At 29.8% G+C, this 24,960-nt stretch carries 26 protein-coding genes; 7 read left to right on the plus strand and 19 right to left on the minus strand.

What is annotated here, in order from left to right; all coding sequences use genetic code 11:
• Positions 1 to 14: 14 nt before the first annotated feature.
• Positions 15 to 1,097 (plus strand): NAD(P)-dependent alcohol dehydrogenase, encoded by a 1,083-nt coding sequence (locus tag L8W64_RS03455; protein ID WP_263672866.1) that lies wholly within the window; start codon positions 15 to 17, stop codon positions 1,095 to 1,097.
• Here L8W64_RS03455 and L8W64_RS03460 read toward each other — a convergent pair.
• Both L8W64_RS03460 and rrpA read right to left on the minus strand, forming a co-directional pair.
• Positions 1,094 to 1,546: a lipocalin family protein gene (locus L8W64_RS03460; RefSeq protein WP_220566275.1), complete on the minus strand. Its 453-nt coding sequence runs from the start codon at positions 1,544 to 1,546 to the stop codon at positions 1,094 to 1,096. The two genes, L8W64_RS03455 and L8W64_RS03460, sit on opposite strands and share 4 nt — an antisense overlap.
• Complete coding sequence (gene rrpA / locus L8W64_RS03465) at positions 1,543 to 1,872, minus strand: MarR family transcription factor RrpA (RefSeq protein WP_087700365.1); 330 nt, start codon at positions 1,870 to 1,872, stop codon at positions 1,543 to 1,545. The genes L8W64_RS03460 and rrpA overlap by 4 nt, the downstream gene beginning before the upstream one ends.
• A 93-nt stretch (positions 1,873 to 1,965) precedes the next feature.
• Here rrpA and L8W64_RS03470 point away from each other — a divergent pair, with 93 nt between their 5' ends.
• A complete protein-coding gene (locus tag L8W64_RS03470) occupies positions 1,966 to 2,550 on the plus strand; it encodes an NAD(P)H-dependent oxidoreductase (RefSeq protein WP_263672867.1) in 585 nt (194 codons plus the stop codon).
• Here the strand turns inward: L8W64_RS03470 and L8W64_RS03475 are convergent.
• From L8W64_RS03475 to lgt, 6 genes are all read right to left on the minus strand, one after another.
• The gene (locus tag L8W64_RS03475; RefSeq protein ID WP_263672868.1) at positions 2,540 to 4,357 is read right to left on the minus strand and encodes a dynamin family protein; all 1,818 of its coding nucleotides are present in this window, start codon (positions 4,355 to 4,357) and stop codon (positions 2,540 to 2,542) included. The genes L8W64_RS03470 and L8W64_RS03475 overlap by 11 nt on opposite strands.
• Complete coding sequence (locus L8W64_RS03480; RefSeq protein ID WP_220566272.1) at positions 4,347 to 6,572, minus strand: dynamin family protein; 2,226 nt, start codon at positions 6,570 to 6,572, stop codon at positions 4,347 to 4,349. Before L8W64_RS03480 ends, L8W64_RS03475 begins: the two co-directional genes overlap by 11 nt.
• Complete coding sequence (locus L8W64_RS03485; RefSeq protein WP_012661078.1) at positions 6,550 to 7,275, minus strand: fumarate reductase iron-sulfur subunit; 726 nt, start codon at positions 7,273 to 7,275, stop codon at positions 6,550 to 6,552. The genes L8W64_RS03480 and L8W64_RS03485 overlap by 23 nt, the downstream gene beginning before the upstream one ends.
• A complete protein-coding gene (locus L8W64_RS03490; protein WP_220566271.1) occupies positions 7,268 to 9,259 on the minus strand; it encodes a fumarate reductase flavoprotein subunit in 1,992 nt (663 codons plus the stop codon). Before L8W64_RS03490 ends, L8W64_RS03485 begins: the two co-directional genes overlap by 8 nt.
• On the minus strand, positions 9,243 to 10,022 hold the full coding sequence (locus L8W64_RS03495) for a fumarate reductase cytochrome b subunit (RefSeq protein ID WP_070255907.1): 780 nt from the start codon (positions 10,020 to 10,022) through the stop codon (positions 9,243 to 9,245). The genes L8W64_RS03490 and L8W64_RS03495 overlap by 17 nt, the downstream gene beginning before the upstream one ends.
• Positions 10,023 to 10,099: 77 nt before the next feature.
• On the minus strand, positions 10,100 to 10,915 hold the full coding sequence (gene lgt, locus L8W64_RS03500) for a prolipoprotein diacylglyceryl transferase (RefSeq protein WP_263664654.1): 816 nt from the start codon (positions 10,913 to 10,915) through the stop codon (positions 10,100 to 10,102).
• A 72-nt stretch (positions 10,916 to 10,987) separates the two neighbouring features.
• Here lgt and L8W64_RS03505 point away from each other — a divergent pair, with 72 nt between their 5' ends.
• Positions 10,988 to 11,785: a membrane lipoprotein lipid attachment site-containing protein gene (locus tag L8W64_RS03505; RefSeq protein WP_263672869.1), complete on the plus strand. Its 798-nt coding sequence runs from the start codon at positions 10,988 to 10,990 to the stop codon at positions 11,783 to 11,785.
• Here L8W64_RS03505 and L8W64_RS03510 read toward each other — a convergent pair.
• From L8W64_RS03510 to L8W64_RS03535, 6 genes are read right to left on the minus strand one after another with little or no spacing between them, the layout of a single operon-like run.
• Positions 11,772 to 12,311 (minus strand): hypothetical protein, encoded by a 540-nt coding sequence (locus L8W64_RS03510; RefSeq protein ID WP_070255897.1) that lies wholly within the window; start codon positions 12,309 to 12,311, stop codon positions 11,772 to 11,774. The genes L8W64_RS03505 and L8W64_RS03510 overlap by 14 nt on opposite strands.
• Positions 12,295 to 12,849, minus strand: a complete 555-nt coding sequence (locus tag L8W64_RS03515) for a hypothetical protein (protein ID WP_220566268.1) — start codon at positions 12,847 to 12,849, stop codon at positions 12,295 to 12,297. Before L8W64_RS03515 ends, L8W64_RS03510 begins: the two co-directional genes overlap by 17 nt.
• Entirely contained in the window at positions 12,846 to 13,811 is a 966-nt protein-coding gene (locus L8W64_RS03520; RefSeq protein WP_133319440.1) for a hypothetical protein, read from the minus strand. Before L8W64_RS03520 ends, L8W64_RS03515 begins: the two co-directional genes overlap by 4 nt.
• Positions 13,812 to 13,816: 5 nt before the next feature.
• The gene (locus L8W64_RS03525) at positions 13,817 to 14,440 is read right to left on the minus strand and encodes a lysophospholipid acyltransferase family protein (RefSeq protein ID WP_039617569.1); all 624 of its coding nucleotides are present in this window, start codon (positions 14,438 to 14,440) and stop codon (positions 13,817 to 13,819) included.
• A complete protein-coding gene (gene miaB, locus L8W64_RS03530) occupies positions 14,424 to 15,722 on the minus strand; it encodes a tRNA (N6-isopentenyl adenosine(37)-C2)-methylthiotransferase MiaB (RefSeq protein ID WP_220566266.1) in 1,299 nt (432 codons plus the stop codon). The genes L8W64_RS03525 and miaB overlap by 17 nt, the downstream gene beginning before the upstream one ends.
• Positions 15,719 to 15,961: an HP0268 family nuclease gene (locus L8W64_RS03535; RefSeq protein WP_070255886.1), complete on the minus strand. Its 243-nt coding sequence runs from the start codon at positions 15,959 to 15,961 to the stop codon at positions 15,719 to 15,721. The genes miaB and L8W64_RS03535 overlap by 4 nt, the downstream gene beginning before the upstream one ends.
• Positions 15,962 to 16,085: 124 nt before the next feature.
• Between L8W64_RS03535 and nusA the strand changes: the two genes are divergently transcribed.
• Entirely contained in the window at positions 16,086 to 17,177 is a 1,092-nt protein-coding gene (gene nusA, locus L8W64_RS03540) for a transcription termination factor NusA (protein WP_263672870.1), read from the plus strand.
• On the opposite strand, the gene L8W64_RS03545 is transcribed toward nusA, so the two are convergent.
• The 3 genes from L8W64_RS03545 to L8W64_RS03555 are packed head-to-tail and all read right to left on the minus strand — an operon-like array spanning position 17,174 to position 20,037.
• Positions 17,174 to 17,527 carry a membrane protein gene (locus L8W64_RS03545; protein ID WP_012661066.1) on the minus strand — a complete coding sequence of 118 codons (354 nt, stop codon included), beginning with the start codon at positions 17,525 to 17,527 and terminating at the stop codon, positions 17,174 to 17,176. The two genes, nusA and L8W64_RS03545, sit on opposite strands and share 4 nt — an antisense overlap.
• Positions 17,524 to 18,897 (minus strand): cytochrome P450, encoded by a 1,374-nt coding sequence (locus tag L8W64_RS03550; protein WP_263672871.1) that lies wholly within the window; start codon positions 18,895 to 18,897, stop codon positions 17,524 to 17,526. Before L8W64_RS03550 ends, L8W64_RS03545 begins: the two co-directional genes overlap by 4 nt.
• Before the next feature lie 9 nt (positions 18,898 to 18,906).
• On the minus strand, positions 18,907 to 20,037 hold the full coding sequence (locus tag L8W64_RS03555; RefSeq protein WP_263672872.1) for a DUF829 domain-containing protein: 1,131 nt from the start codon (positions 20,035 to 20,037) through the stop codon (positions 18,907 to 18,909).
• A 164-nt stretch (positions 20,038 to 20,201) separates the two neighbouring features.
• Between L8W64_RS03555 and L8W64_RS03560 the strand changes: the two genes are divergently transcribed.
• From L8W64_RS03560 to L8W64_RS03570, 3 genes are all read left to right on the plus strand, one after another.
• A complete protein-coding gene (locus tag L8W64_RS03560) occupies positions 20,202 to 20,771 on the plus strand; it encodes an SGNH/GDSL hydrolase family protein (RefSeq protein WP_263672873.1) in 570 nt (189 codons plus the stop codon).
• Positions 20,772 to 20,776: 5 nt separating this feature from the next.
• Positions 20,777 to 20,944, plus strand: coding sequence for a hypothetical protein (locus tag L8W64_RS03565; protein ID WP_263672874.1), 168 nt, complete (start codon positions 20,777 to 20,779; stop codon positions 20,942 to 20,944).
• 94 nt (positions 20,945 to 21,038) lie between these two features.
• Positions 21,039 to 21,716, plus strand: coding sequence for a hypothetical protein (locus L8W64_RS03570; protein ID WP_263672875.1), 678 nt, complete (start codon positions 21,039 to 21,041; stop codon positions 21,714 to 21,716).
• Here L8W64_RS03570 and L8W64_RS03575 read toward each other — a convergent pair.
• Positions 21,713 to 22,891, minus strand: coding sequence for a capsule biosynthesis protein (locus L8W64_RS03575; protein ID WP_263672876.1), 1,179 nt, complete (start codon positions 22,889 to 22,891; stop codon positions 21,713 to 21,715). The genes L8W64_RS03570 and L8W64_RS03575 overlap by 4 nt on opposite strands.
• The gene (locus tag L8W64_RS03580) at positions 22,888 to 24,915 is read right to left on the minus strand and encodes a capsular polysaccharide biosynthesis protein (RefSeq protein WP_263672877.1); all 2,028 of its coding nucleotides are present in this window, start codon (positions 24,913 to 24,915) and stop codon (positions 22,888 to 22,890) included. The genes L8W64_RS03575 and L8W64_RS03580 overlap by 4 nt, the downstream gene beginning before the upstream one ends.
• Between the last annotated feature and the right edge of the window lie 45 nt (positions 24,916 to 24,960).

Consider the following 24,960-nt stretch of genomic DNA (forward strand, 5'->3'; position numbering starts at 1 on the left):
ACAAAGGAGAGAAAATGGACTCAAAAATATTTTTAGAAAATGGTCGTGTTAAAAGTAAAGGTTATGCCATGCTTAGCAAGGATTCTAAATTTACACCTTTTGAATTTACACGCCATAAAGTAGGCAAAAACGATATCTTAATCGCTATCAAATACGCAGGAATTTGCCATAGCGACATACACACTGCAAGAAGCGAATGGGGTGAGGCAACCTACCCTTGCGTACCTGGCCATGAAATAGCAGGAGAAGTTATCGCGGTGGGTGAAAATGTGAGTAAATTTAAAGTAGGTGATTATGCTGGGGTTGGGTGCATGGTAAACTCATGCGGAGAGTGCGAAGCATGCAAAAAATCTCAAGAGCAATTTTGCGAAAATGGTAAAACCATCTACACTTATAACTGCAAAGATGTATTTCATGATAATGAAAACACCTATGGAGGCTACTCAAACAACATCGTAGTAAGTGAAAAATTTGCTATCAATGTGCCAAAAAATGCACCGCTTGACAAAGTGGCGCCTTTGCTGTGTGCGGGTATTACTACCTATTCACCGCTTAAATTTTCAAACATCAAAGAAGGCTCAAGTGTAGCCGTAGCAGGATTTGGTGGACTTGGTATGATGGCAGTAAAATATGCTGTGAAAATGGGTGCAAAAGTAAGTGTTTTTGCAAGAAATGAAAATAAAAAAGCACAAGCTTTAGTTATGGGTGTGAGTAATTTTTATACTAGTACAGATAAAAGTGTGGTGAAAGAAAGATTTGACCTCATCATCTCTACCATACCAACCCTTTATGATCCGCTAGCTTATATGGATTTATTAAAATTTGGTGGTGAGATGGCTATAGTAGGATTACCTCCACATGAAGTAAGTCCTAGCATTAACATCATTCACTTTGTACATAAAGCAGGTAAAAAAGTATATGGCTCGCTTATTGGGGGCATTAAAGAAACTCAAGAAATGCTTGATTTTTCTTTAGAACATGGAATTTATCCTGAAATTGAACTCATCAAACCAAGCGAGATTGACAAAGCTTATGAAAATCTCACTTCAGGAAAAGCCAAATTCCGCTATGTAATCGATATGAGCGCAGAGGATTAATACTCATCAAAAATCACATCGCTAGTGTCAAAACCTCTTTGCTTGGCTATTTCAAGCAAAGAATTTATTTGCTCTTTTGCTAAAATCTCTCTTGATAAAATCCATAAATATTTTTTATCAGGACTACCTACAATAGAAACTTGATAATTTGTGTCAATGTAAACAATCTCATAATTTGGCTTGTTAAAAACATTCATAAAAATACTAAATTTAACTGCCAAAGATCTTGGAGATTTTACCCTAGCTTTGCCATTTGCCTGAGAGATTTCTCCATTTTCTTTAGTGCATATATTTTTGACTTTGATTATAGGCGTAGAGCCTTCATACTCTAGCTCATATTCTGCCTTAGCACTTTTGCAAGTTTTTTGAAAAAACGCAGGTTTTCTAGCCATTTCTAACCATGTACCCATGTATTTTTCTAAATTTATACCATCTAATAATTCTATCATTTTTCTTCCTTTTGATTTGCCTCGCCCCAATCACACATCGCTTGTAAAATAGGAATTAAACTTTGACCTTTTTTAGCAAGGCGGTATTCTACTTTTGGAGGGATTTGTGGGTATTCTTTACGCGTGATTAAATCATCATTTTCAAGCTCTCTTAAAGTATGTGTTAAGGTCTTAAAAGAAATATTACCAAGATATCTTTTAAGTTCATTATATCTTACAACTTCATAACGAAATAAACAATATAAAACACTCATCTTATACTTCCCCGAAATCAAAGATAAAGTATAATTAAATCCGCATTCCGTAAAATCGCACTTTTCTTCCATATACTTTCCTTTTATATAGTATCTTACATAAATTTCAGTATTGAAATAAAATTATAGTTAAATTATAATTTTAAAAACATAAAAGGATAAAATATGCAAAAAGTATTATTATTAAATGGTGCAAAAGAATTTGGACACTCCAAAGGAAGACTAAACACAAGCTTGCATGAGCTTGCACTTAAGACTTTACAAGAGCTTGATTTACAAACTCAACAAACACACATAGATCAAGGCTATAACACAAACGATGAGGTAGAAAAAATTCTAAATGCTGATGTTTTGATTTGGCAAATGCCTGGTTGGTGGATGGGAGAGCCTTGGATAGTGAAAAAATACATTGACGATGTTTTCACAGCAGGACATGGAGTATTTTATAAAAACGATGGTAGAAGTCATAATGAACCTACTAAGAATTATGGCACAGGTGGGCTTTTAAAAAATAAAAAATACATGCTTTCGCTAACTTGGAATGCTCCAATGCAAGCTTTTGATGATGAGAATGAATTCTTTAATGGAGCCGGAGTTGATGGAGTGTATTTACACTTTCACAAAGCACATGAGTTTTTAGGAATGAGTGCTTTGCCTACTTTCATAGCAAATGATGTAATCAAAAATCCTCAAGTACAAGAATATTTCACAAATTATAAAGCGCACTTAGAAAAAATTTTTAAAGCTTAGAAATTTGGGATTTGATGCTAGAAATCATTGATTTTTTAGCCTCAAATTCACTTTTTAAATTCAAAATAATCTGTCTTTTAGTCTCAATAAAATCAACAAAACTTTGCATATAATTTTTATAAATTTTTAAAACTACAGGCTTATTTAAAAGCAAATCTTCAAATTCATATACATTAAGCTCGGTTAATACTCTTTGATGTACTTCACTTGCTTTAGGATGATACAAGCTAAACTCAGTGCTATCAAGCTCGTAAAATTCTTTACTTGCATTCATTTTATTGCTAAAAAATCCCAAAGTAAGTTTAGTAGCACTTTCATAATTTGCCAAAGCCTTTAGATTAAGCTTTTCTAAAAATAAATCAAGTTCAAGTTGGCTTTTAAACAATAATTGTTTAAAATCTTTTAAAAAAAGTTCTTCACTAGCACTAGCAAAGCTTCTAAAACTAGCAAATTCTTTTTCACTTTCTAAGGCATTTTCTTTTTGTAAATTTGAAAATTGAGCCTTAAAAAGCAAAATTTGCTCTTCTAAATGAGTAAAAAATAAGGAAAAATCATCTTTAATTTGACTAAATTCTAAAGCGATTTCATTTTTTAATCTTTTAAATTCCTTATTCATTGCTTCAGAGTTATAAAACATAGCCAAAAATGCATCATCACTTGAAAGATATGGTGCTTTATAAACAACTTTTTCATAAAGATTTTTCTTAAATAAACCCTTAGCTTCTTTATAATAACTACTATCTTTTTCTTTGATAAATTTTAAAATTTCTTGAGCAATTTTTTCTCCAACAAGTTTTAATTTATCTAAACAATTATGATTTAAAATTTTGATTTTTTGCTCTAGTTTGCTTGCTTTGAAAGTTTGCAAAACAGTATTAAATTTAAGCTCTAATTGCTCTAGCGCATTTTGAAACAAATCATATTGATTTGACAAAAGTTCACATAAATTACTAAGTTTTTCTTTAATAAAATCTTTTTTAATGCACTCATAATCAAGTTTTTTTAAATACTCATAAAGTAAAGGTAAATTTGACTTTTGCAAATCAAATTTTGCCTCTTTGCATGAAATTGCGATGATTTTTTCAAAATACTTATCAAAAACTAAATGTGCATAATTTAAAACATTTTCTAGCTCATCTTGACTTAACTTATCTTTTTGATTAAGTACACAAATTCCACCACGCTCTAAAAGCTTAGTATTTGCCTTTATGGCTTCTTCTTCACTTTTTTTGCCTGCATTATCAATCAAACTAAGCCAAATAGCACTATGCATAAAAGAAAGCTCTTTAAAAGTAGTTAGCGTATCGGTGGTGTTTGCATTTAAACCCGGGGTATCTATAAGTGTGATATCTTTTAAAAGCTCAATAGGTGCAAAAAGGTGCAGACTTTTAGTTTCTTTTAGCTCATTTCTTTGATCACTAAATTTAGAAAGTTCGTCTATATCAACAATCTCATCACTGCCATCTTCATATTCAACTCTTAAAAAATACTCCTTAGCATAGCGTAAAAAAGTGGGCTTAAAAGTCACTGGCACCACGCCTGTTGGCAGGCATTCTTTTTGTAAAATTAAATTTAAAAGCGTAGATTTACCACTAGAAAATTGCCCTATAATAGCCACATTAATGGCTCTTTTATAGCTAGCTATAATCATTTCAAGATCTTTTAAAAAGACATCATTTAAATGCAAACTCGGTTCTAAAAATGCATTTTTGATTGCTAAAATTTTTCCTTCAAAACTATCATCAAAACTTTTACAATAAGCATTTTCATAAGCTTTTAAAAAATCATTAATCAAATCATTTTGCATTTAAAAGCTCCGTTTTTAAAGTCTTTAAACTTTGTAATTTTGTATTATTTTTTTCTAAAAGTTCTTTGGAGTTTTGCTCATTTTGTTCTATTTGTAAAATCAAGTCTTTTAAGTCTTTGATTTGTTCTTTTTGCTCTTTTTCATATAAATTTAAACTAAGCTCTAAATTAGCAAAAAATTCTTGATTATTTTTTAAATCTAGGGCGATTTTTTCTATATTAAATGTTTGTAATTTTTCTAAAATTTGATTTTCTAAAGAGCTTTCTAGTTTATAAATATCTTGCGTGGATTCTAAATTTTTTAAAAGCTCCGCTTTTAATGCCATAAAAAGATCATTGGTAAAAATGCTTTCTATTTTTGTTTCAACCTTACTTTTAAAATCATCACAATTTTGCTCTAAAATAGCTTTTAAAAAATCATATTTCACACTTAGAGTGTTTTTAAGCTCATTAATTTTATACTCACTTTGCTGTTTTAGCTCTCTTAAAAGATCAAAAATTCCATCTTTTAAAGTCGTATCAATGATAATATTTAGTCTTTGAGTGTTGTTTTTGATTTTATTATTTTGATTATATTTTAACTCATCTATAAGTTTTTCTTTTAATTTCTTAGCTAGTAAATGCAAAAGTGTTAAAATTTCTTGAGTATTTTCATCTTTTGTGTTAAAAATAGCACTTAGTTCTGCTTTTACTTGCATTAATTTTTCTTTTTTTGCTTTAAAATCGTTGATAATAGTTTGATTTTGCTTATCAAGCTCAAAGCTTTCATAATTTAGCATTTTATTAGAAAATTTAATTTTTTCTTCTATTTTTTCTAAATGTAATAATAATTCTTTTTTATAAGCACTTAGAGCAATTTTGTTTTTATCATATAAGCTTTTAGCTATAAGTTCTTCTAGTGTTAAAATATTACTTTGTTCTAAATTCCCACCTTTTTTTTGATAAAAATCATTAGCTAATTTTGAAGAAATACACACAAAATCTAAATTATCTAATAATTCTTGGCTAAGCTGCTTTTGTGCTAAATTTTCTTTGAGTTTATTTTTAGTATAGCTAATTACTTCTTGCAAGTCTTTTTGACTAAGCAAGTCAGCCTTAGTAAGCACAATCAAAAGCTTACTTACCCTTGAAGTTAGCAAACATTCTATAATAAAATCACAATCTTTTTGACTAAGACTTTGAGAAACATTCATAAGGTGGATTAAAAAATCAGCCTTGCTTATATACGCTTTTGTTAAAAGCTCTCTTTGGATAATAACATCATCAAGTCCTGGAGTATCAACTATACAAACATTATCTTTTAAAAAATCAAGCGATGCAAAAAGCTCTATTTTTTTAATAAGTGCTGAGATTTTGTTTTTTGCACTAGTGTAATTTTTTAATTCTTCAATTTTTATTTCTATATTTTTATTTTCTTTTTCAATATACTCATTTAGATTATAATTTTGCTCTAATTGTTTTATAAGCTCTTGCATATCTTGATTATCTTTAGAACTTTTTAAAATATCTTGCCATTCTTCATCATTCCAAAAATATATCTTAGCTTTTTGGTCTTTGCCGTATTTTAAAACACTCAAATTTGCAGTTTCAGGCACATTAGATACACCTAAAAAATCTTTTTTTAAAAGCGCATTTAGCATGCTTGATTTACCTGCATTTACCACACCCGTTACCGCGATAGAAAAATCAATATTACTAAATTTAACCAAAGCTTCTTGTAAGAGTTTTTGAGCTTTTTCATCCTCGCAAAGCTCTTGTAAGTTTTGATTAATGAGATCTAGTGTTTGATGTGAGTTTTTAACTTCTTGCTTGTAATCTTTTTGAATAACTTTTTGCCTAGATACAAAAGCACATATTAAAGTATTATTGGTGATTTTTTGAAGTTTTTCCAAAGCTTTTAAAAGCTCGTTTTTGTCTAAAATTCCCAAATTTAAAGCATTAATAAAACAAACCTGTGCATACTGTATACCATAAAGATCTAAGCGTAAATTTAAACTTTTCATCAAATTTTTAAATTCATTTAAAGCGCTAAATCTTTCATAATTATCAAGATTAGTACTTAAAAGAATTGCTGCTTTTTGAGCATCAATTAAACTTTCATCAAAAAGTGTATTTGTATCAAGATAAACACTATGATTTTGCCAAATTTGTTTTAGTAAGGTTTTAAGTGCCCCCTTTTCTTGGGGGCTAAGATTATTTGTTTCTTTGAGCGACAAGCTGTCTTCTCATATAAGCGATTTTGCTTTGTAAAGGTAGTTCTTTTGGACAATTATCTTCACATGCAAGCAAAGACATACATCCAAACACACCATCATCATCACCCACTAATTCATAAAAATCTTCTATAGTTCTGTGATCATGTGGATCTTGTAAATATCTAGCTGTTCTTAAAAGTCCAGTAGCTGCAATAAAGTCAGGTCTCATTAACTTAGTCGCACAAGAAGCAACACAAATTCCACACTCTATACAACGATCAAGTTCAAAAGTCTCATCAGCAACTTCTGGCTCAATACGCTCTTCAAGTTTAGAAATATCTGTTTCTTTTTCATTATGCACCCAACTTTCAACGCGTTTGCACATACCATCAAACCACTCACCTGTATTAACACTTAAATCTTTTATGTGTCTAAATGCAGGTAAAGGCATAAGCTCTATAACACCATCTGGATAGTCTTTTGTCAATGTTTTACAAGCAAGTTTTGGCTTACCATTGATCATCATAGCACAGCTTCCGCAAATCCCTGCTCTACATACAAAGTCAAAACTCAAATCCGCATCCATTTTTTCTCTGATTTGAGTTAAGCACACAAAAATCGTCATAAATGGAGTTTCTTCAAGCTCATAAGTAACAAAATGAGGCTTAGAAATTTTACTTAATGGATTATATTTAAATGCTCTTATTGTTAATTTTCTACTCATAATCAACTCCTATTCTTTGATTTGGTGCTTTAAATTTAGCTTGTAATTCATAAGGCATTAAAGCATGTTGAATTTCATATCTACCTTTGCCTTCTGCTTCCATTTTTTCACGGATCGCATCAACTTCAGCTTGGCGTTTTTCACTTAATGGGTTTTCAATGATATTTCCTTTAGCACCATAACCTCTAAATGCAGGTGGAATTTCCATTTTCATAATGTCAAGATCTTCATACTCAACTCTAGGCATACTTTCACCTTCTACCCAGTAAGTATTTGTTCTTTTCATCCAATTTAAGTCATCTCTTTTTGGATAATCTTCTCTATAATGAGCCCCACGGCTTTCTGTTCTTAAAAGCGCACCATAAGCAACACATAAAGCAATTTTTAGCATTCTTGGAACCCTGTAAGCTTCTTCAAGCTCTGGATTTGCACATTTTAATTCTTTATCATGCACTTTTAGATCAAGTGATTTATGATATAACTCTTCAAGTTCTTTAACCGCTTCTTCAAGACCTTGACCTGTTCTAAAGATAGCTACTTTTTCCCACATAATGTCTTTCATTCTGTTTTTGATTTCAAATACATCATGTTTTCCTTCTTTACTTACAAGAGATTTTAAATAATCATACTCTTTAGAAAGGAAAGATTTAACGATGTTTGTATCAATTTCTGAACCATTTTCTTTACAATATTGTGCAAAATAATCCCCTACGATCATACCTGCAACAACAGTTTCTGAACATGAATTTCCACCCAAGCGGTTAAATCCGTGCATGTCCCAACAAGCTGCCTCACCACATGCAAAAAGACCATTTAGCCATTGACTTTCACCGGTTGGTTTTGTTCTAATACCACCCATTGAGTAATGTTGCATAGGTAAAACTGGCGCCCAGCCTTTTGGACCCTCATCAGCAGGATCAATACCATTAAATGTTTTACAAATATCTTGAACATCACGAAGATTTTTTTCAACATGAGCACGACCAAGGATAGAAATATCAAGCCATAAATGATCTCCATAAGGGCTTTTTACCCCTTTTCCTTTTCTAATATGCTCCATCATTCTACGACTTACAACATCCCTACTTGCAAGTTCTTTTTTCTCAGGCTCATAATCAGGCATAAAGCGGTAACCATCAACATCTCTTAAGATACCACCATCACCTCTACAACCTTCAGTTAGCAAGATACCACTTGGCACGATTGGAGTTGGATGAAATTGCACTGCTTCCATATTTGAAAGTCTACAAAGTCCAGTTTCAAGTGCAATAGCAGCTCCTGTACCTTCACAAATAACAGCATTTGTAGTTTGTTTATAAATTCTACCATAACCACCTGTTGCAATCATAGTTCCTCTAGCAACATAAGCAATTAATTCTCCATTAGTTAAATCTCTAGCAATAGCTCCTAAACATTTTTTACCATCATGAATTAATCTTACTGCTTCCATTCTATCAATAATTTTAACTTGATGTTTAATCGCTTCATTTGCCACACCATATAACATACAATGCCCTGTTGCATCAGCTATATAACATGTTCTCCATTTTTTAGTACCACCAAAGTCTCTTGCATTTATAAGACCATGCGCTTCTTCTTTTTCTTCGATAGTAGTTTTTTGAGCGTTTATAACAACAGTTCTAGGTCCTTTTGTAACTCTAGTCCAAGGCACACCCCAAGCAGCAAGCTCACGAACCGCTTTTGGAGCAGTTTGCGCAAACATTCTAGCTACTTCTTGATCACAGCCCCAGTCAGATCCTTTTACTGTGTCAGCAAAATGCACATCTTCATTATCACCTTCGCCTTTTACACTATTTCCTAAACTTGCTTGCATACCACCTTGTACAGCAGCTGAGTGAGATCTTTTAACTGGACAAATACTTAATAAAGTTACACTCTGACCACTTTTTGCAACTTCAATAGCAGCTCTTAAACCTGCAAGACCACCACCAATAACTAAAGCATCACTATATTGTATGTTCATATTTAGCTCCATCATAAGTTTTTACTATTTGCGCTACAGAGTTGTTTTGGTAATTATTAAGACCTATTTTTGCAAAAGCAGCTAAGCTTAATACACCTAAAACTAAGAAGAAAATACTAATAAACCATTTTGCTTTTTTAAGTTTTTTACGACTTTCTTTTGCATCTTTACCTTCAAACCAACCCCATTTTACACATAATCTATATAAACCAATACTTCCATGCAACTCAACACAGATTAATAAGGCAATATAAAATAACCACATAAAATGACTTACCACTCTATCGCCTGACATATCAGCACTGATTTTATCTGCATTAGTTATAACAAAAATCAAATGCGCTGAACCTAGGAAAAACATTACAAAACCAGTTGCAGCCTGAACCCACCATAAAGAAGAATCACCATGATTCATATATTTTAAGTGTGTTCTACAAAGTTGATATTGTCTAAAATTGATAGGAAATTTTCTCATTGCAAGACCTGCATGCACAAAGAAAATCACTAAAACACAGGCGGCTAAAAAAGAAGTGATGTAGCTCATCATAGGGCTATCAATGATAAATTTTAGTTCCAAAAAGTGAACTACTGAATCAAAAAAATCATCACTAACCAAAATGGTAGAAACGAAAAACATATGTGCCCACATAAACAAGCCTAAAATCAAGCCTGTTGCACTTTGAATATAGTCAAGTTTTGCTGGCATTTTGCTTTTTTTGCCATCAACACTCTTGCCTAAAAAACCTTCAATGAGTTGGCTCATATTTACTCCTTTAAAAAGTTGATAATTTATAATATCGGAGCAATTATAGAACTTTTATTCTTAAAAAAAATAAAAATTTATAAATTTTTTTTAATATTTCTTAAATAAAAAGATAAAATTAGTCCTAATAAAAACATTATAATACTTAAAATTTGACCCATACTCATACCAAAAGCAACAAAGCCTATACCAAAGTCAGGCTCTCTATAAAACTCACAAACAAAACGCGCTAAAGCATAAAAAATTGTATAATAAGCAATAAGCTCTCCATTGTATTTTTTATATTTTTTTATCAATAATAAAATGATAAAAACTATAAAACCTTCTAAAAATGCTTCATAAAGTTGCGAAGGATGACGCAATATCCCATCTACATAAATACCCCAAGGTACATCCGTAGCTCTACCAAATAGCTCTTGATTTAAAAAATTTCCAATACGCCCAAAAATATAACCACATGGCACACTAATAGCAACCAAATCTAAATATTTCCATAAATTTTGTTTATTTTTTTTACAAAAAGCATAAGTTGCTATTAAAAATCCTATAACAGCACCATGGTAACTCATACCTCTAATTCCTACAAATTCTCCATTATAAAAAGGATTAAAAATTTGCCAAGGATGCGTAAGATACCATAAAGTATTTGCATCATAAATTAAAATATAACCCAATCTTGCACCTAAAATTACACCAATTTCAACCCATATAAAATAACTATCAAGCATAGCTTTTGAAATTCCCATATTGTCTTTAATAGCATAGTATTTTGCAACCATTAAAGCAACAAGTAAGGCTAATACATACATAATACCATACCAATGCACTTTTAAACCAAAAATTTCAAAAGCCACTACATCAAAATTTGCATAAATATTTTGCCAAAATTCCATAAAAAAGCCTTTATAATAAAACACATAATATAGCAAAAAATTGTATAATTATAAAAATAACAAGGAGAGAAAATGAAAAAAATATTATTATTTTTTAGCATAATTTTATTTTTAAGTGCTTGCACTGGTAATCAAAAAACTTATTATATTTCTATGCCAAGTTTTAAAAGTTCTTTTGAAGAACATAACAATACAAAAGAAAATGGCCCAAAAGTTAAAATCAATGAAATAGAAATTATTAAAAATACTTTTTACAGTTCTTATTTTGAACAATCTACCCTAAATCAAAGAATCAATAAAAGCCTAGAATTACTAAAAAAACAGCTATTTAAAGATAGTAAAGCACTATTAGAAAGTAAAGGATATACTATAGATAATGAAAATCCTGATTATACTTTTAATATTACCATCAGTGCTAACTTATATGAGGATAAAGTTACAAGAAATTCAAGTCTTGGAGGCGATAGTGTAGAATCTTCTTTTATGATTATTTTAGAAGCTCAAAGTCATTTAAATAATTTGCATCAAGAAGATACCTTCCAAAGCACAACAAGCTCTGCAAAATTAAATGATCCTATTATTTTAAACTATCCTATAAAAGGTCAAGCAAGTATAGAAAGTTTTAGACAAGTTTATAGTGCTGTCCCAACCCAAGTAAATGAAAGTCTTGCGGCTAGTGCTTTGGAAATTGATAAAGTTTTTATTGCTTTTTACAAAGAAATCACTTCTAGTTTAAAAACCAATATAAAAGAAATCAAGGAAGAATCAAAAGCACAAGAAAATTTAGAAGCTCAAGATATAAAACAAGATAGTAAAAAGGAAGAAAAAACCTCTCCTTATCAAAATAATGAAGTAATTATTTTTGAATAGCTAAAGCATGAAACACTTTGATTCTAAATTTAAGATCAATGTGTTTTTCTTCTGATTTAAATTCAACAGGCGTACTTATTTCTATTAAATTTTTATATCTTTGTAAATCATTTAAAAAAGAATAAAAAGCTTGTGGATTTTTCATCTTTACGCTAACTCCAAATTGATATTTTAAATATTCTTGTCTTTTTTTAATAGGAATAAGATTTATTTTAACATCATCAAAATAATTTTTCATAAAATCCATTAATTCTTTTTGAGAAAATTCCGCATTGATTTGAGCTAAATTTTGCGCGTTTGTGCTTTGAAAATCTCTAATAACCTTTTCCAAAGCTTGTAATTCATTTAATGCTTTGGTATTTTGAATTTGTTGAGCGGCTAATCTGGAATGTTCGATTTTATAATCCTTCAAAAAAGGTACAATTAAGAATAAAATCAATATTGCACAAAGTGCAACAAATGAAAAAGAATAAATCAATATCTTTAATATATCAGCTTCTTCTAAGCTCTTATCTTTTTTGTTCATACATTTCCTCTGGTATAGTAATATTTACACTAACAAAGCGATACCACCCATTTTCTAATTGATAATAGCTTGTTTGAGAATTTGAAAAAATACTTCTTAATGGGGCTTCTAACAACAAAGCAAACATTTCTTTAGTAGGTGTAATACCTCTTAAAATAAGCGACCTATCTTCCATTAAAACCTCATCTAAAGATATATTTTTAGGCACTAAAGTAAAAAGGTTTTGAATACTTTTTAATAAAACTTTATTTTTACCATTCTCTCGTTCTTGTTCTAAATCCCCTAAAATCATTTCTGCTTTATTATTTTGTCTTACTAATTCTTGATATTTAAGTTTATTGGAATTAATTTGAGCTATGATTTGAGCCAATTCTTTTTTCTTATCATCAAGTTGCACAGATGCATAGTAGCTTTTAAAAACAACAACAATAAACACCACAAAAATCAAAGACACACTAATACTAGTAAAATAAATCCAAATTCTAGTAAAAAGATTAAAAACTGGTTTTATCTTAGGCTTTATTAAACTATATCTCATAGCTTCAAATCCTTAACTACAAGCTCATTCATCAAATTTAAAGTATCTATAAGCTCTACTTTTGGCTTTATAAAAAGCTCATTTTCTAAATAATCTAGCGAGGTTGCACTAAAACTTTCCTCATCAAAAATTACAATTTCTTCTAAAAAACTATTATCATACAAGGGATTATGATAAAATTCTTTTACACTTGAAATGATGTATTCAATCATTTTCATATCTGAACTAAAATTTTCTAAAGATTCCATAGGAAGCTGCTCTTCATTCTCATCTAAATCTTCAAGCTTATCAAGTTCTTTACTCATCTCTTCTAAACTTTTTAAATCATAATTTTGTTCATTTTCTTCTTCTTGGCTTTCATCATCAATTTGCAAATCAAATTCTTCTTTAATGTCATCAAAAAAATCAACTTCGTCATAATTTTGACTAGCTATATTAAAATAACTTCCAAATAATATAATCTCATTTTTACAAATTAACATCGCAACAAAATCATGATATCTATACACATAAAGGCCTATTTTTTCTTCAAAACCTCTATTTGCTATACAATGATAAAGCAAAGAAAAAGGTGAGTAAAGCAAATCTAAACCACCAAAAGCTTCATAATCTTCTTTGTAAGAACTCAAAGATTGATTGGAAACATACAACAAAGCATTATTAAAAGGAATACATTTAACATTATTTGCTTCTACTCCAAAATTAGAAAGCTCTTTGAAATTTGAACTTGGCACTACACCTTGAGCAATAGGTGTAAAAAAGGTACAAATATAATAAATTTGAAAGTCTTTACTTAAATTTTTAACATATTCTATTGCTTTTTCTTTATCTTCAAAACTTTTTTCAAAAGTATCAACTGGTTGAGATTTTTTCCAAGTATGACATCTTATAATGTATTGTTTTTCATCATAACAAATACAAATTAAAAGCTGTAAAATATACTTTCTAAAAAAAGATAACATGGTGTTTATCCTTTGTCTATTTGACTTATCATATCAAATTTTTCTTTTATCAATACTTTAGCTTCTTCTAAATTCAAATTTTGTATTTTGATTTCTTCACTTAATCTATAAGTAATCTTAGAAAAAGGCTTAGGTAAAATCATTTTATCCCAACTTTTAAATTCCCAAAAAGAACTTGCTTCATAATTTAGCAAAAAAAGTGGAGCATTTTTTTTTAAAGCTATCATCACAGAACCATCTGAAACACTATGATAAGGTCCTCTTGGCCCATCTGGAGTGATAATCACATCATCGCCTTGATCTAAAATTTTAAAAGATTGTTTTAATAAAGCCAAAGCACCTTTGCTTGTGCTACCTCTTAAAGTATCTAAACCAAAAAAAGCAATATTTCTAGCAATGATCTCCCCATCTTTATGGTGTGAAATCATCACATAAGCCTTTTTTCCTTTAATACCCATTTTACGATAAGCAAAAGGCATTAGAGCAAGACGCCCATGCCAAAAAAGTATCACACATGATCTTTTTGGAAGCTTTTGCCCTAAATAAACCTTTCTACAAGTTAAAAAAATTAGCCATTGTAATAAAAAAATTCCAAAGGCTAAAAGATTAATCTTAAAGGATTTCGCCATTTAACACCATACGCCTAGGATTGGTGATTTTTACTTTTTTCATTTGTCCTAATAGCTCTTCACTGCCTTTAACTTGAATCAAAAAATTATTATCACTTCTACCTGCTACAAAACCTTCACTTCTTAATTCTTCAAATAAAACTTCAAATTCTTTGTCTTTTTGTTTTACAACAATTTCATCTAAAATTTCTGTATGTCTTGCTTGTAAAACACTCAAGCGTTTTGAAGCTATATCATCAGGAATTTGATTTGGCATAGTTGCAGCTTTAGTTAATGGTCTTTTAGAGTATTTAAAAGAAAACATTTGCTCAAATCGCACTTTTTCAAGCACATCCATGGTATCTTCAAAGTCTTTATCACTCTCACCTGGAAAAGCCACAATCACATCAGTAGAAATACTCACATCTTTACACATAGAACGAAGTTTTAATGCTCTATCTAAATACCACTCTTTAGTATATCCGCGTTTCATAGCCTTTAAAATTTCACTTGAACCACTTTGCAAAGGCATATGCATAGACTTACAAACTTTAGGATTTTTAGAAAAAACCTCTAAAAATCTATCGTCCATATGCAATGGATGTGGGCTTGTAAAGCGGATACGCTCCAAACCTTCAATTTCACTTAGCTTTTCCAAAAGATCTGAAAAATTAATCTTTTCATGAGCATTAGAAAATCTTTTGCCGTAATTATTAACATTTTGTCCTAGTAAAAAAATCTCTTTAGCACCCTTAGAAACAGCTTTCAATGCTTCATTTTTAATAATCTCAAAAGGTATAGAAATCTCATCTCCTCTTGTGTGAGGCACTATACAATAAGTACAATGCTTATCACAACCTATGGAGATATTAATATAGGTCTTATAAAGGCTATTTCTAAAATCTGCAAAGGCATAATTACTCTCATCAAAATCTATATCATTACCTAAAAATTTTGGAGTATTTACGGCCTTTGTGATTTTGGAAACATTTCTAGCACCCAAAACAAAATCCACACTAGGAGCACGCTTGAAAATTTCATCTCCCAAATGTGAAGCAGTGCAACCACAAACTCCTATTTTAGCTCCATTTTTTTTGATTTTTTCAAAACTTCCAACTTCTGAAAAAAGCTTATGTACAGGCTTTTCACGCACCGAGCAAGTATTGATTAAAATCAAATCTGCTTCTTTTGCATCTTGAGTTAATTCATAATTTTCTTTTTCTTTAAGTTCAGCTATCATGTGCTCTGAATCACGCACATTCATAGCACAACCTAAAGTTTGTATAAAAAGTTTTTTACTCAAAGAATATGTACCTCATACATAAAATCTGCATCATCTAAACCATATTTGATTGTTCTATGATAAACACATTTTCCTTTTTTTTCAAAATGCTCCACCAAAGCGATTAATTGCTTATGGGCATTATCTTTATCGAAATAGAAAAATTTTTGACCTTCTTTATCCACAGCCTTTTCAATACTTTCTAAACTTATACTTTTTGGCTTTTCATCAACAGAGGTTCTTGCTATTTTTAAGTCCATATCATCATCCTCAAGTTTTTTTTAATCTGAAATTATAGCAAATTTTACTTTTAATTAAACTTATTAAAGATATAATTTTATTCTTCAAACTTTTAAAATCCAAAATTAAGGTTGTATTGTCATTATGGAAAAAATCACAGATATAATTGAATCCATTGCTAATGAGAAAAATTTACAAATAGAAGATGTAAGAGAAAGAGTTAAAAAAGCACTTATTAATACTGCTAAGAAAATTTATGGCGATAAATATGAATTTTTTGTTGATTCGGGTAAAAATTTGCAACTTTATCAAAAAATCATCGTAGTAGCTGATAATGATGAAAGATTAGAAAATGAAAATGAGCATTTTATCGCTTTAAGTAAAGCAAGGGCTGAAGCTAAAGATGTAGAAATTGGCGATGAGCTAACTTATGAATGTTCTTTGGAAAATTTAGGCCGTACTGCTGTAAATATCTTACATAAAGAATTAGAATATAACATTCAAAAACTCTTAGAAGAAAAAATCTATGAAAAATACCAAAAAATGGTAGGACATATGGTTTTTGGTAGCGTAGTAAGAGTAGATAGTGAAGAAAATACCTATGTAGAAATTGATGAGTTTCGTGCATATTTACCTAGAAAAAATCGTATCAAAGGTGAAAAATTTAAAGTAGGCGATGTGATTAAAGCTGTTATTAGACATGTATATATTGATAAATCGGGTATGAGAATGGAACTTAGTAGAACTAGCCCTAAATTTCTAGAAGCTTTATTAAAAGCTGAAGTTCCTGAAATCAAAGATGGCCTTATAAATATTTATGCAAGTGCAAGAATTCCAGGCGAGAGAGCAAAAATCATCTTGCAAGCTAATAGCCCGAGTGTTGATGCAGTAGGAGCAACTGTGGGTATAAAAGGAGTTAGAATCAATGCTGTAAGCAAAGAATTAAAAAATGAAAATATTGACTGCATTGAGTATTCTAACGAAATGGCAATTTTAATCACTAGAAGCTTAGCTCCAGCCATTATAAACTCAGTTAGTATTGAAGATAAAAAAGCTATTGTAACGCTAAATAGCGAGCAAAAAAGCAAAGCCATAGGAAAAAGTGGTATCAATATACGCCTAGCTAGCATGCTTCTTGGATATGGGATAGAACTTAATGAAGTAAATAATGAGGATAAAACTAATAACCAAGAAGAAGCGTTTAAAAACCTTAAAGCTTTATTTGGAGAAAACTAAAGCTGCTTACCGACAGTTTGCTCGGTAAGCTTTCTTTCTAAAACTAAATCCACTATAGGTTGTTCTCTTTTATTTGCCTTTTGGCAGTGATTTTTATCAAAAAAATCTGTGATTTTAATAACTATTTTAGCCCATCTTTTATCACGCTCTCTCCAAGCATGAGACGATAAAGACTCCCAAGCATAACCATTAAACAAAGTAGCATTGACAAAATGATCGAGCGCTCTCACACCTTGTCTAACCCTAGCAGGATTACCAAAAGTACCCACTATAACAATAAAAAGATAACTAACCACCGCTAAAGGAACAATAGCGCAAAGTAGTATAGTTCCTGCTAATTTTTCTTTCATTTTTGCCTTTTTATAAATCTTATATTCATACCATTTGCTGATCTTATAGTTAGTCTTCCTACTATATCAGGTACAAAATTTTCTTCTAATTCTAACTTATAAGTCCTTAAAATATTAGCTAAAATCAAAATAGCCTCTTGCATAGCAAAACCCTGCCCTATACACACACGCTCTCCCATACCAAAAGGCATATAAGTGTCTTTTTTAATCTTGCTTTTATCTTCATGGCGACTTGGATCAAACTCATGTGGATTTTCCCAAAAACTATCATGTCTATGAATAAGCCATGGAGCTACCACTACACCTGAACCTTTTTTAATAAGCTTATCTCTCATTTTGTTATCATTTCTTGCTTCTCTAGCAAAAAAGCCAACTGGTGGATAAAGTCTTAAACTTTCTTTAAACACATTTGTAAGATATTTCATTGCTCTAATATGTTCTATTTTAAACTCTTCATCACCCGCAACTTGCATGATTTCTTCATAGGCTTTTTGTTGCTCATTTGGAGAAATACTTAAAATATATAGCGTCCAAGTTAGCGAGCTTGCAGTGGTTTCATGGCCTGCTAAGAAAAGCATGGCAACTTGGTCTAAAATTTCATTAAAAGAAAATCTCTCATTAGTATCTGCATCTACCACCATAAGCAATGATGATAAAATATCTTCATATTTTCCTTGATCATTTAGAGCATTATCATATCTTGGCTTTATAATATCTGATAAAACTTTGCGTATAACTCCACCTGCTTTAAGTCTTTTTTTCTCACCTAAAAGATTTGAAAGCCAAGTTGGGAAACGAAACATTCTTCGCATAGCTGTTTTAACTGTTTCTTCTTGCACAGTTACAAAAGCATCCAAAACAAGTTTACCTTTTTGCTCATCAAGTTTTGATGACATAATAGTTCTAAAAATCACATCTGCAGTCACAAAAGTCATAGCTTCATCTACTTCTATAATCGCTTTATCTTCATACCTTGCAAATCTTGCCATCATATCAGAAGCTGCTTCACTCATCAAATTAAAAACCTTAGAAATCCTTGTCATTTCAAAAGAAGGTCTTAAAAGTTCTCTTTGCTTTTCCCATACTCTATCATTAGTTGTAAAAATGCTTATACCCAAAAGTGGCTCCAAAAGCTCATGCAAAAGTTGGCTTTTTGGATATTCTCTAACCTCATCTACCATAATGCGTCTAACTTCTTTTGGATCATTTACTACATATAGATCAAATCCAGGCATTTTTACTCTACCCATCATCATTTTATAGCTTCGCTCATAAAGCCCATCAAGCCATGATCTTCTTTTTAGTAAAAAAGTAGTTAATGTAGAAGCTTTATTTTTATAAGGCTTTGGATGAAAAGGACATTGACCCATGTTTTTCTCCTATTTGATTTTCTCTTCTAATTTATTTTTACCTATGATAAATTCAAAAAAGTTATATACTCCTTGAATTTGTGTGGCAAATAAATATAAAAAATGTGCTTTGTATTTATCTTTTTTGATTTTTTTATAATCTTTGCTTTTATATAAGGTGTGAAATTTAGCCGAAAGATATTTTGGACTAAATTGTGCTTTTACTCCGCTTGTGCGTATAAAATCAACTTGTGCAAAACAAGCCCCATCGATAATAGAAGTAAAATCATACCATATTAAATTTTTACTTCCTAAATACTCTAAGTCTTTTCTAAACTCAAAAGATCTTTTTTGATAGCTTACCAAAGGTATACACTCACCTAGAGTTAAAACCTTTAAATTTTTAAAAGAAACATTTTCTTTTTCACATTTTCTAAGCACTTTTGCTAAAACATTTATGCAAAGTACTGTTCCTACACTATGCGCACTTAAGATGAGTTCGTAATTTTTATCATTTACATTTTCTTTTAGTTTTTCAAAAATAACCCTAGCAAAATCATCCATTCTTAATTCAAGTTCGCCTTGGGAATTTTTCTCCCAGTTTGCACAAAAAGAACAAATTCTAGCTATCCAAAAAACAGCTAATTTCTTGCCTAATTTATAAAGCATTTTTGGCAAAAATACTAATGATAAAATAAAGGCTAAAATTCCCAAAACAATATGAAAATTTTGCAAATAAAACAAGCTTCCAAAAGCACAAGCTAAAGTAAAAATCAAACTCAAAAGTACATAAAAAAATGGATAATAACCTGTGATAAGTTGGTGCGGGGATTCTTTACCGAATTTTAAAAAAAGCCCTGTGATGGTATAAATTCTAAAAAAACTATAGCAATCACTCAAAGCATCTTTTATACCCTCTGACCAGTTTTTTTTGACTATATCATTCCAACCTAAAAAAGTATAAGTAGTGTTTGTGTATGGAGTTTGAATTTGCCAAAAAGGATAAATATTAACTTGAGCTTTTGATAAAGTATAATCATAATTTAAAAGTTTATTTTGCTCGGCTAAATTTTTTTTAAACATAGCATAATAATGCCTATATCCTCTAGGATCATAACCAGCTATATAAAAAACATCTCTTTTTTGACACAATTTATCCATTAAAATCCCAAATAAACTCAAAATGAATTTAAAAATATAGCTAAAGTTGTTATCTTTGTCAAATACTTATTTAAAGGCAAAAAGAGGGGTTTTTACTCTGAAATTATTCATTAAAAAATATTTTATAGAATAAATAAAATTTATTAAACTATGGAAAGGTTTAAATGAATGTAATCTTACTAGGTGGTAGCAATAGTGTACTTAAAAATGGTCTTAGAATAGGTCTTGAAAATAAAGACATTACACTACATAATTATGCCTTAGGGCTTAGTACTTCTTTACAAAATCTTTATGAGTTAATACGCCATAAAGATACTATAAACAAAAGTGATTTTCTCATCAGTGAATCAAATATCAATGATTATTTAAGTCCTATGAGTTTAAATATTATACTTAGAAATATTGACTATTTTTACGAAGAACTTTACAAAGCAAACAAAATTACCATAGTGCTTATATTTCCCATACCAGCTTACAATGACAAATCAAAAGCTATCAATGAAGCCCATAGGAAAAATTGTGCTTATTATGGTTTTAATCTAATCGATGTAGACTTTTACTACCAAAAAAATAATCTTTATGATTTTGATCAAAACTATAATTTTCATCCTATACCACTAGCTATGCAAGAGCTTGGAAAAACATCATTAAAAATTTACATAGCTTTAAAAAATCCAAAGAAGATATCATTTGCTCAAAAAGAAAATATCATATCTTTGCACCTTCAAATTTAACCAAAATGGAGCATAAAAACTCATTTTTTTGTGAAAAAACTGTAAAGATTAAAGCTAATGAAAAAATTATTTTCCCAAAAGAGTTAAAAAACTATCAAATCTTAGGCATACATACTTGGAATCACACTAGCTTATCAACCCCCCCCCCATGCTATATCATCTATAAGCATTGAAAACTCATCTTTTAAATTAGTAAAAAATTTTGGACTTATCAATACTTTTCAAGATATACAAAATGAAAAAGCAATTTGCGACGAGCAAACCTTTTTGCATGTTAATACGCAAATTATCAAGCAAAGCGAAGAAAGTTTAGGCTCAAACATAGCAAATGAAAAAACACCAAGGCTTGATTATGTAGACTTAATAGGAATTTTACTTTTAGAAAATGATAATGATAAAAAGATTGAATGTAAAAATTATCTTGTAAATACCCATGATTCTTTAATACCACCTATAGCATTTTATAAAGAATTAGCACTAGAATACTATGAACTAAAAAGACTTAACACGCAAACTTTTCTACAAAGTCAAAATCATAATCTTTTACGTTTTTTAAACCACAAAGGCTTAAAAAATGAATATGAGATATTTATCCATCAAAACAATAAACTTTATGGAGCTAGCTTAAGGATAAAAGAAAGACTAAGTTATAAGCTTGGAGAAATCATCATAAAAAACAGTAAAAGTTATCTAGGGTATTTTAAAATACCTTTTGAATTAAGAAAAGTCAAAAAAGATCATTTTAAAAATCAAAAAGAACAAAAAGATCTACCGCCACTAAAAGCTTATGCTGACTATAAACAAGCTCTTATTGCGAAAACACATCTGTCTTATATTTTAGGTAATACACTTTTGCAAGCTTCAAGAACTCCTTTTAAAATAGGTTATTTAAGCTTACCTTTTAAACTTAGAAAAATTGCAAAAAACTATAAAAAGAAATTTTAATCTAAACTAATATTTTTGAAGAAATTCCCATTAACTTGGGTTTTATATATCACATAATTTCTAAATTTAGCATGTAAAACTGCATCAGGTTTATATGCTCTACATTCTTTCCAAAAAGTATGTAAGCTTTTTTGATAAGTCAAACCTTCTACATCATAAAAGGCTTTTCCCATAACTTTTAAAGGACTATTGTGATATAAAGCAGAAAGTCCTACTGTGCTATTTATGACTATAGTACCTCTTGCATTGATTAAGAGCGTAGGTAAGTGCAAGTCATGTATATATAAAATTCTACCCTCGACATTGTATTTTAAGCTCAAATCTTCTATAAGTTTTGTGTAATCTCTATAACCACGATCCATAGGATGGTGCTTAAAAACTAGATAGGATTTTGCTTTGGCATGATTAGCAAAAGAGATAATCACTTCTTCTATAAATTTTTCTGTAGTTTTTTTATAATGATGAGATAATTGAGTATCATTGTGCACTTGCAAAATAGCTAAAAAATACTTTTGTTTTAGGGAAAGAATTTTTTCATTTAAACTTTTTTCTGTGATTTTATATTTGTTTTTTCTATATACTGAACAAAGCCAAGGTAAAAAGTCAAATAATTTTAAGCTTCTATGATGTAAAGAATTATTAAAATACCAAGAAAATAAAAAAGCAAAAAGCCAGTATAAAAATGAAGAAAAGGCCATATTTCTAAAAGTGCTTGAGAAAGTTTTAAATTTAAAATCTTTATCAAATTTTTTCTGATTTAGATAAAATTCTTTTTCTCTTGGTAAAGTGGAGTTTGCATTTACTCCGTCTTTTTCAAAAGTAATGAAGTTTGGTCTTATATAACCTTCTTCAAAAATCCATACTTCAATACCCATTTGTTTAGCAACATTAATAGCGATTTCATGCACTTTTCTACAATCATTATACATCAAGATAACTTGAATTTGTTTTTCTTCAAAAAGCTTTTTATAAAAGTCTTCAAGCTCGGCTAAACTTTTAGTGTAATTAACGCTTTTAAAAGGATAAAAGAAAAAATCTCCGCCATTAAAATTTACTTTATAAACCTTAGCTTTTGGAATTTTTGTAGCAATTTTACGAAAAAATCCTCCCACAGGTCCTTGAAGTAATAAAACATTTTTACCAGAAAATTTTTTTAATTTCTTACTTAAATTCATCTAACCAAAATAAATTCTATTAATCTTCTTATTTTTCTTAATATATAAATTCTTATATCCATAAACCAACGCAAATAAAATTTAGAAAAATAATCTTTTTGCATTTTTAACATTATATCTAAAGCAAGCTCAACTTCACATAAATTTTTACTTTTTGGATGGATGTATCTTGGATAAAGGATCAAAACCCCAGCAACAAGCTCTTCTAAACTAAGCACTCTTGTGCGTCTTGGAATTTCATGCAAATCGCTTGTCAAACCCCAACCTGCATAAAAAGGCTTGCCATAGACCACTACTTTTTTGCCACGCAAAAGAGCATCAAAACCGCTTGTGGAGGTTATAGTATGTACTTCATCGCATGCATTTATAGCACTATCTATGCTGACATTTTCTATAATTTCATCACAATATTTTAAAATAATGCTTTTATCTTTTAAACCCTTACGGTTACCACTTAAAACATCAGGATGAGGTTTAAAAACTATAAAAGCATTTTCATTTACCTCTCTTACACTCTGTAAAAGTTTTAAAGTATCAAAACCAGCTCCACCTAAGATCATAGAAGCATCATCTTCTACTTGAGCTGGGATTAAAATGATTTTTTTACTTGTATTAAAATTTAATTTTTCATGTTTTAAACCATTATATTTTGAAAATTTATTTTGTGTGATAGTGGTGATGAGTTTTTTAGCTCTTTGTTTTAAACTTTCATCAAAAATGTGATTTTGCAAAATATCTTCTAAATCACTTGGCTTGCTTGGATCAACATACAAGCCTTTGCTATCTACTATTAAAGAAAAAGGACGTGTGAGATCTGAACCCAAAAAAACGGAGCGTAAAAAGCCATCTTCTACTAAAAAAATTGCATTATTAAAATCTTTAGCCAGTAAAGTTTTATCATACTTTTTACCCCAGATAAAAATTTTATCTTCAGGTTTTAAATTCGCTTTGTAAAGTTCATCAAGTGAGTTTAAAAAAATGGTTTTATTATTTTTGGCTTTAAAAAATGGTCTTGTAAATTCTCTTTTCCATTTAGAAAAACCTAAAAAATACAAAGTATTTGAATTAGCTTGTTCTATCTTTTTATATTTTGCTAGGGTATGAATAGTATCAAAAATATCACTTTTTTGATTTAAGTAAGGATTAAAATATTCACTATATAAAACATAAGCAGCATAAAAAACTTCTTCTAAAGTTCTTTTTTTAAGCCTTCTTTGACACACTTGTTTATCTTGAGTTAAACCCCAACCTGCATAAAATGGCACGCCATAACACACACATTCGCATCCTAACATCAAAGCTTCAAAGCCCATACCAGAAGTTTTGGTATAAACTTTTTTAAAATAACTTAGCAATTCTATGGGATTATAATTTTCTTTTATAATTACACAATTATTTGGTAAATCTTGCACATCAAAATCACTTTGTTTTTTACCACTTAATACATCGGGATGAATTTTAATGTATATTTTAGCATTTGGATTTTTTTTAATAGCTTCATTTATGATATCTTGAGTTGAGAAATTATCCGCTAAGCCAAATTTAAGAGAAGCATCATTTGCTACTTGAGTGATTATTAATACGCATTCTTCATTAGCACTAAAAAGCTCTTTTGGCATGCAAAGATTATTGTTATACTTGCTAAGTTTTTCTTTTTTTATGAGTTCTATGGCTTTTTTTGCTTGCTCTAATTCTTCAGAACTAAATTCGTAAGTATTTAAAATATTTTCAAGCTTAGATGGTGCAGTCGCATCGTAATAAATTCCCATATCATCTTTGACGATAGAAAAACTTGGGCTATTTTCTACACCTAAATTTAACGAACGCAAAAAACCATCTTCTAAAAGTAAAAATTTTACATTATACTTTTTAGCTAATTCTATGGCTTTTAAACCTGACTTTTTTCTACCCCAACCTACAAAAACATCTTCTTTTGTGATATTTTTATAGGTATGATATAGAGTTATTTTATAAAAATTTTTAACATTTTCTTTTAATCTTTTAGATATAGTATAAAATTTCATAACAACTGTTTTACAATCATATCAACTTTTTCATTTAAATTTTCT

Source organism: Campylobacter sp. IFREMER_LSEM_CL1097, from assembly GCF_025772225.1.
GTDB classification, from domain to species: domain Bacteria; phylum Campylobacterota; class Campylobacteria; order Campylobacterales; family Campylobacteraceae; genus Campylobacter_D; species Campylobacter_D lari_D.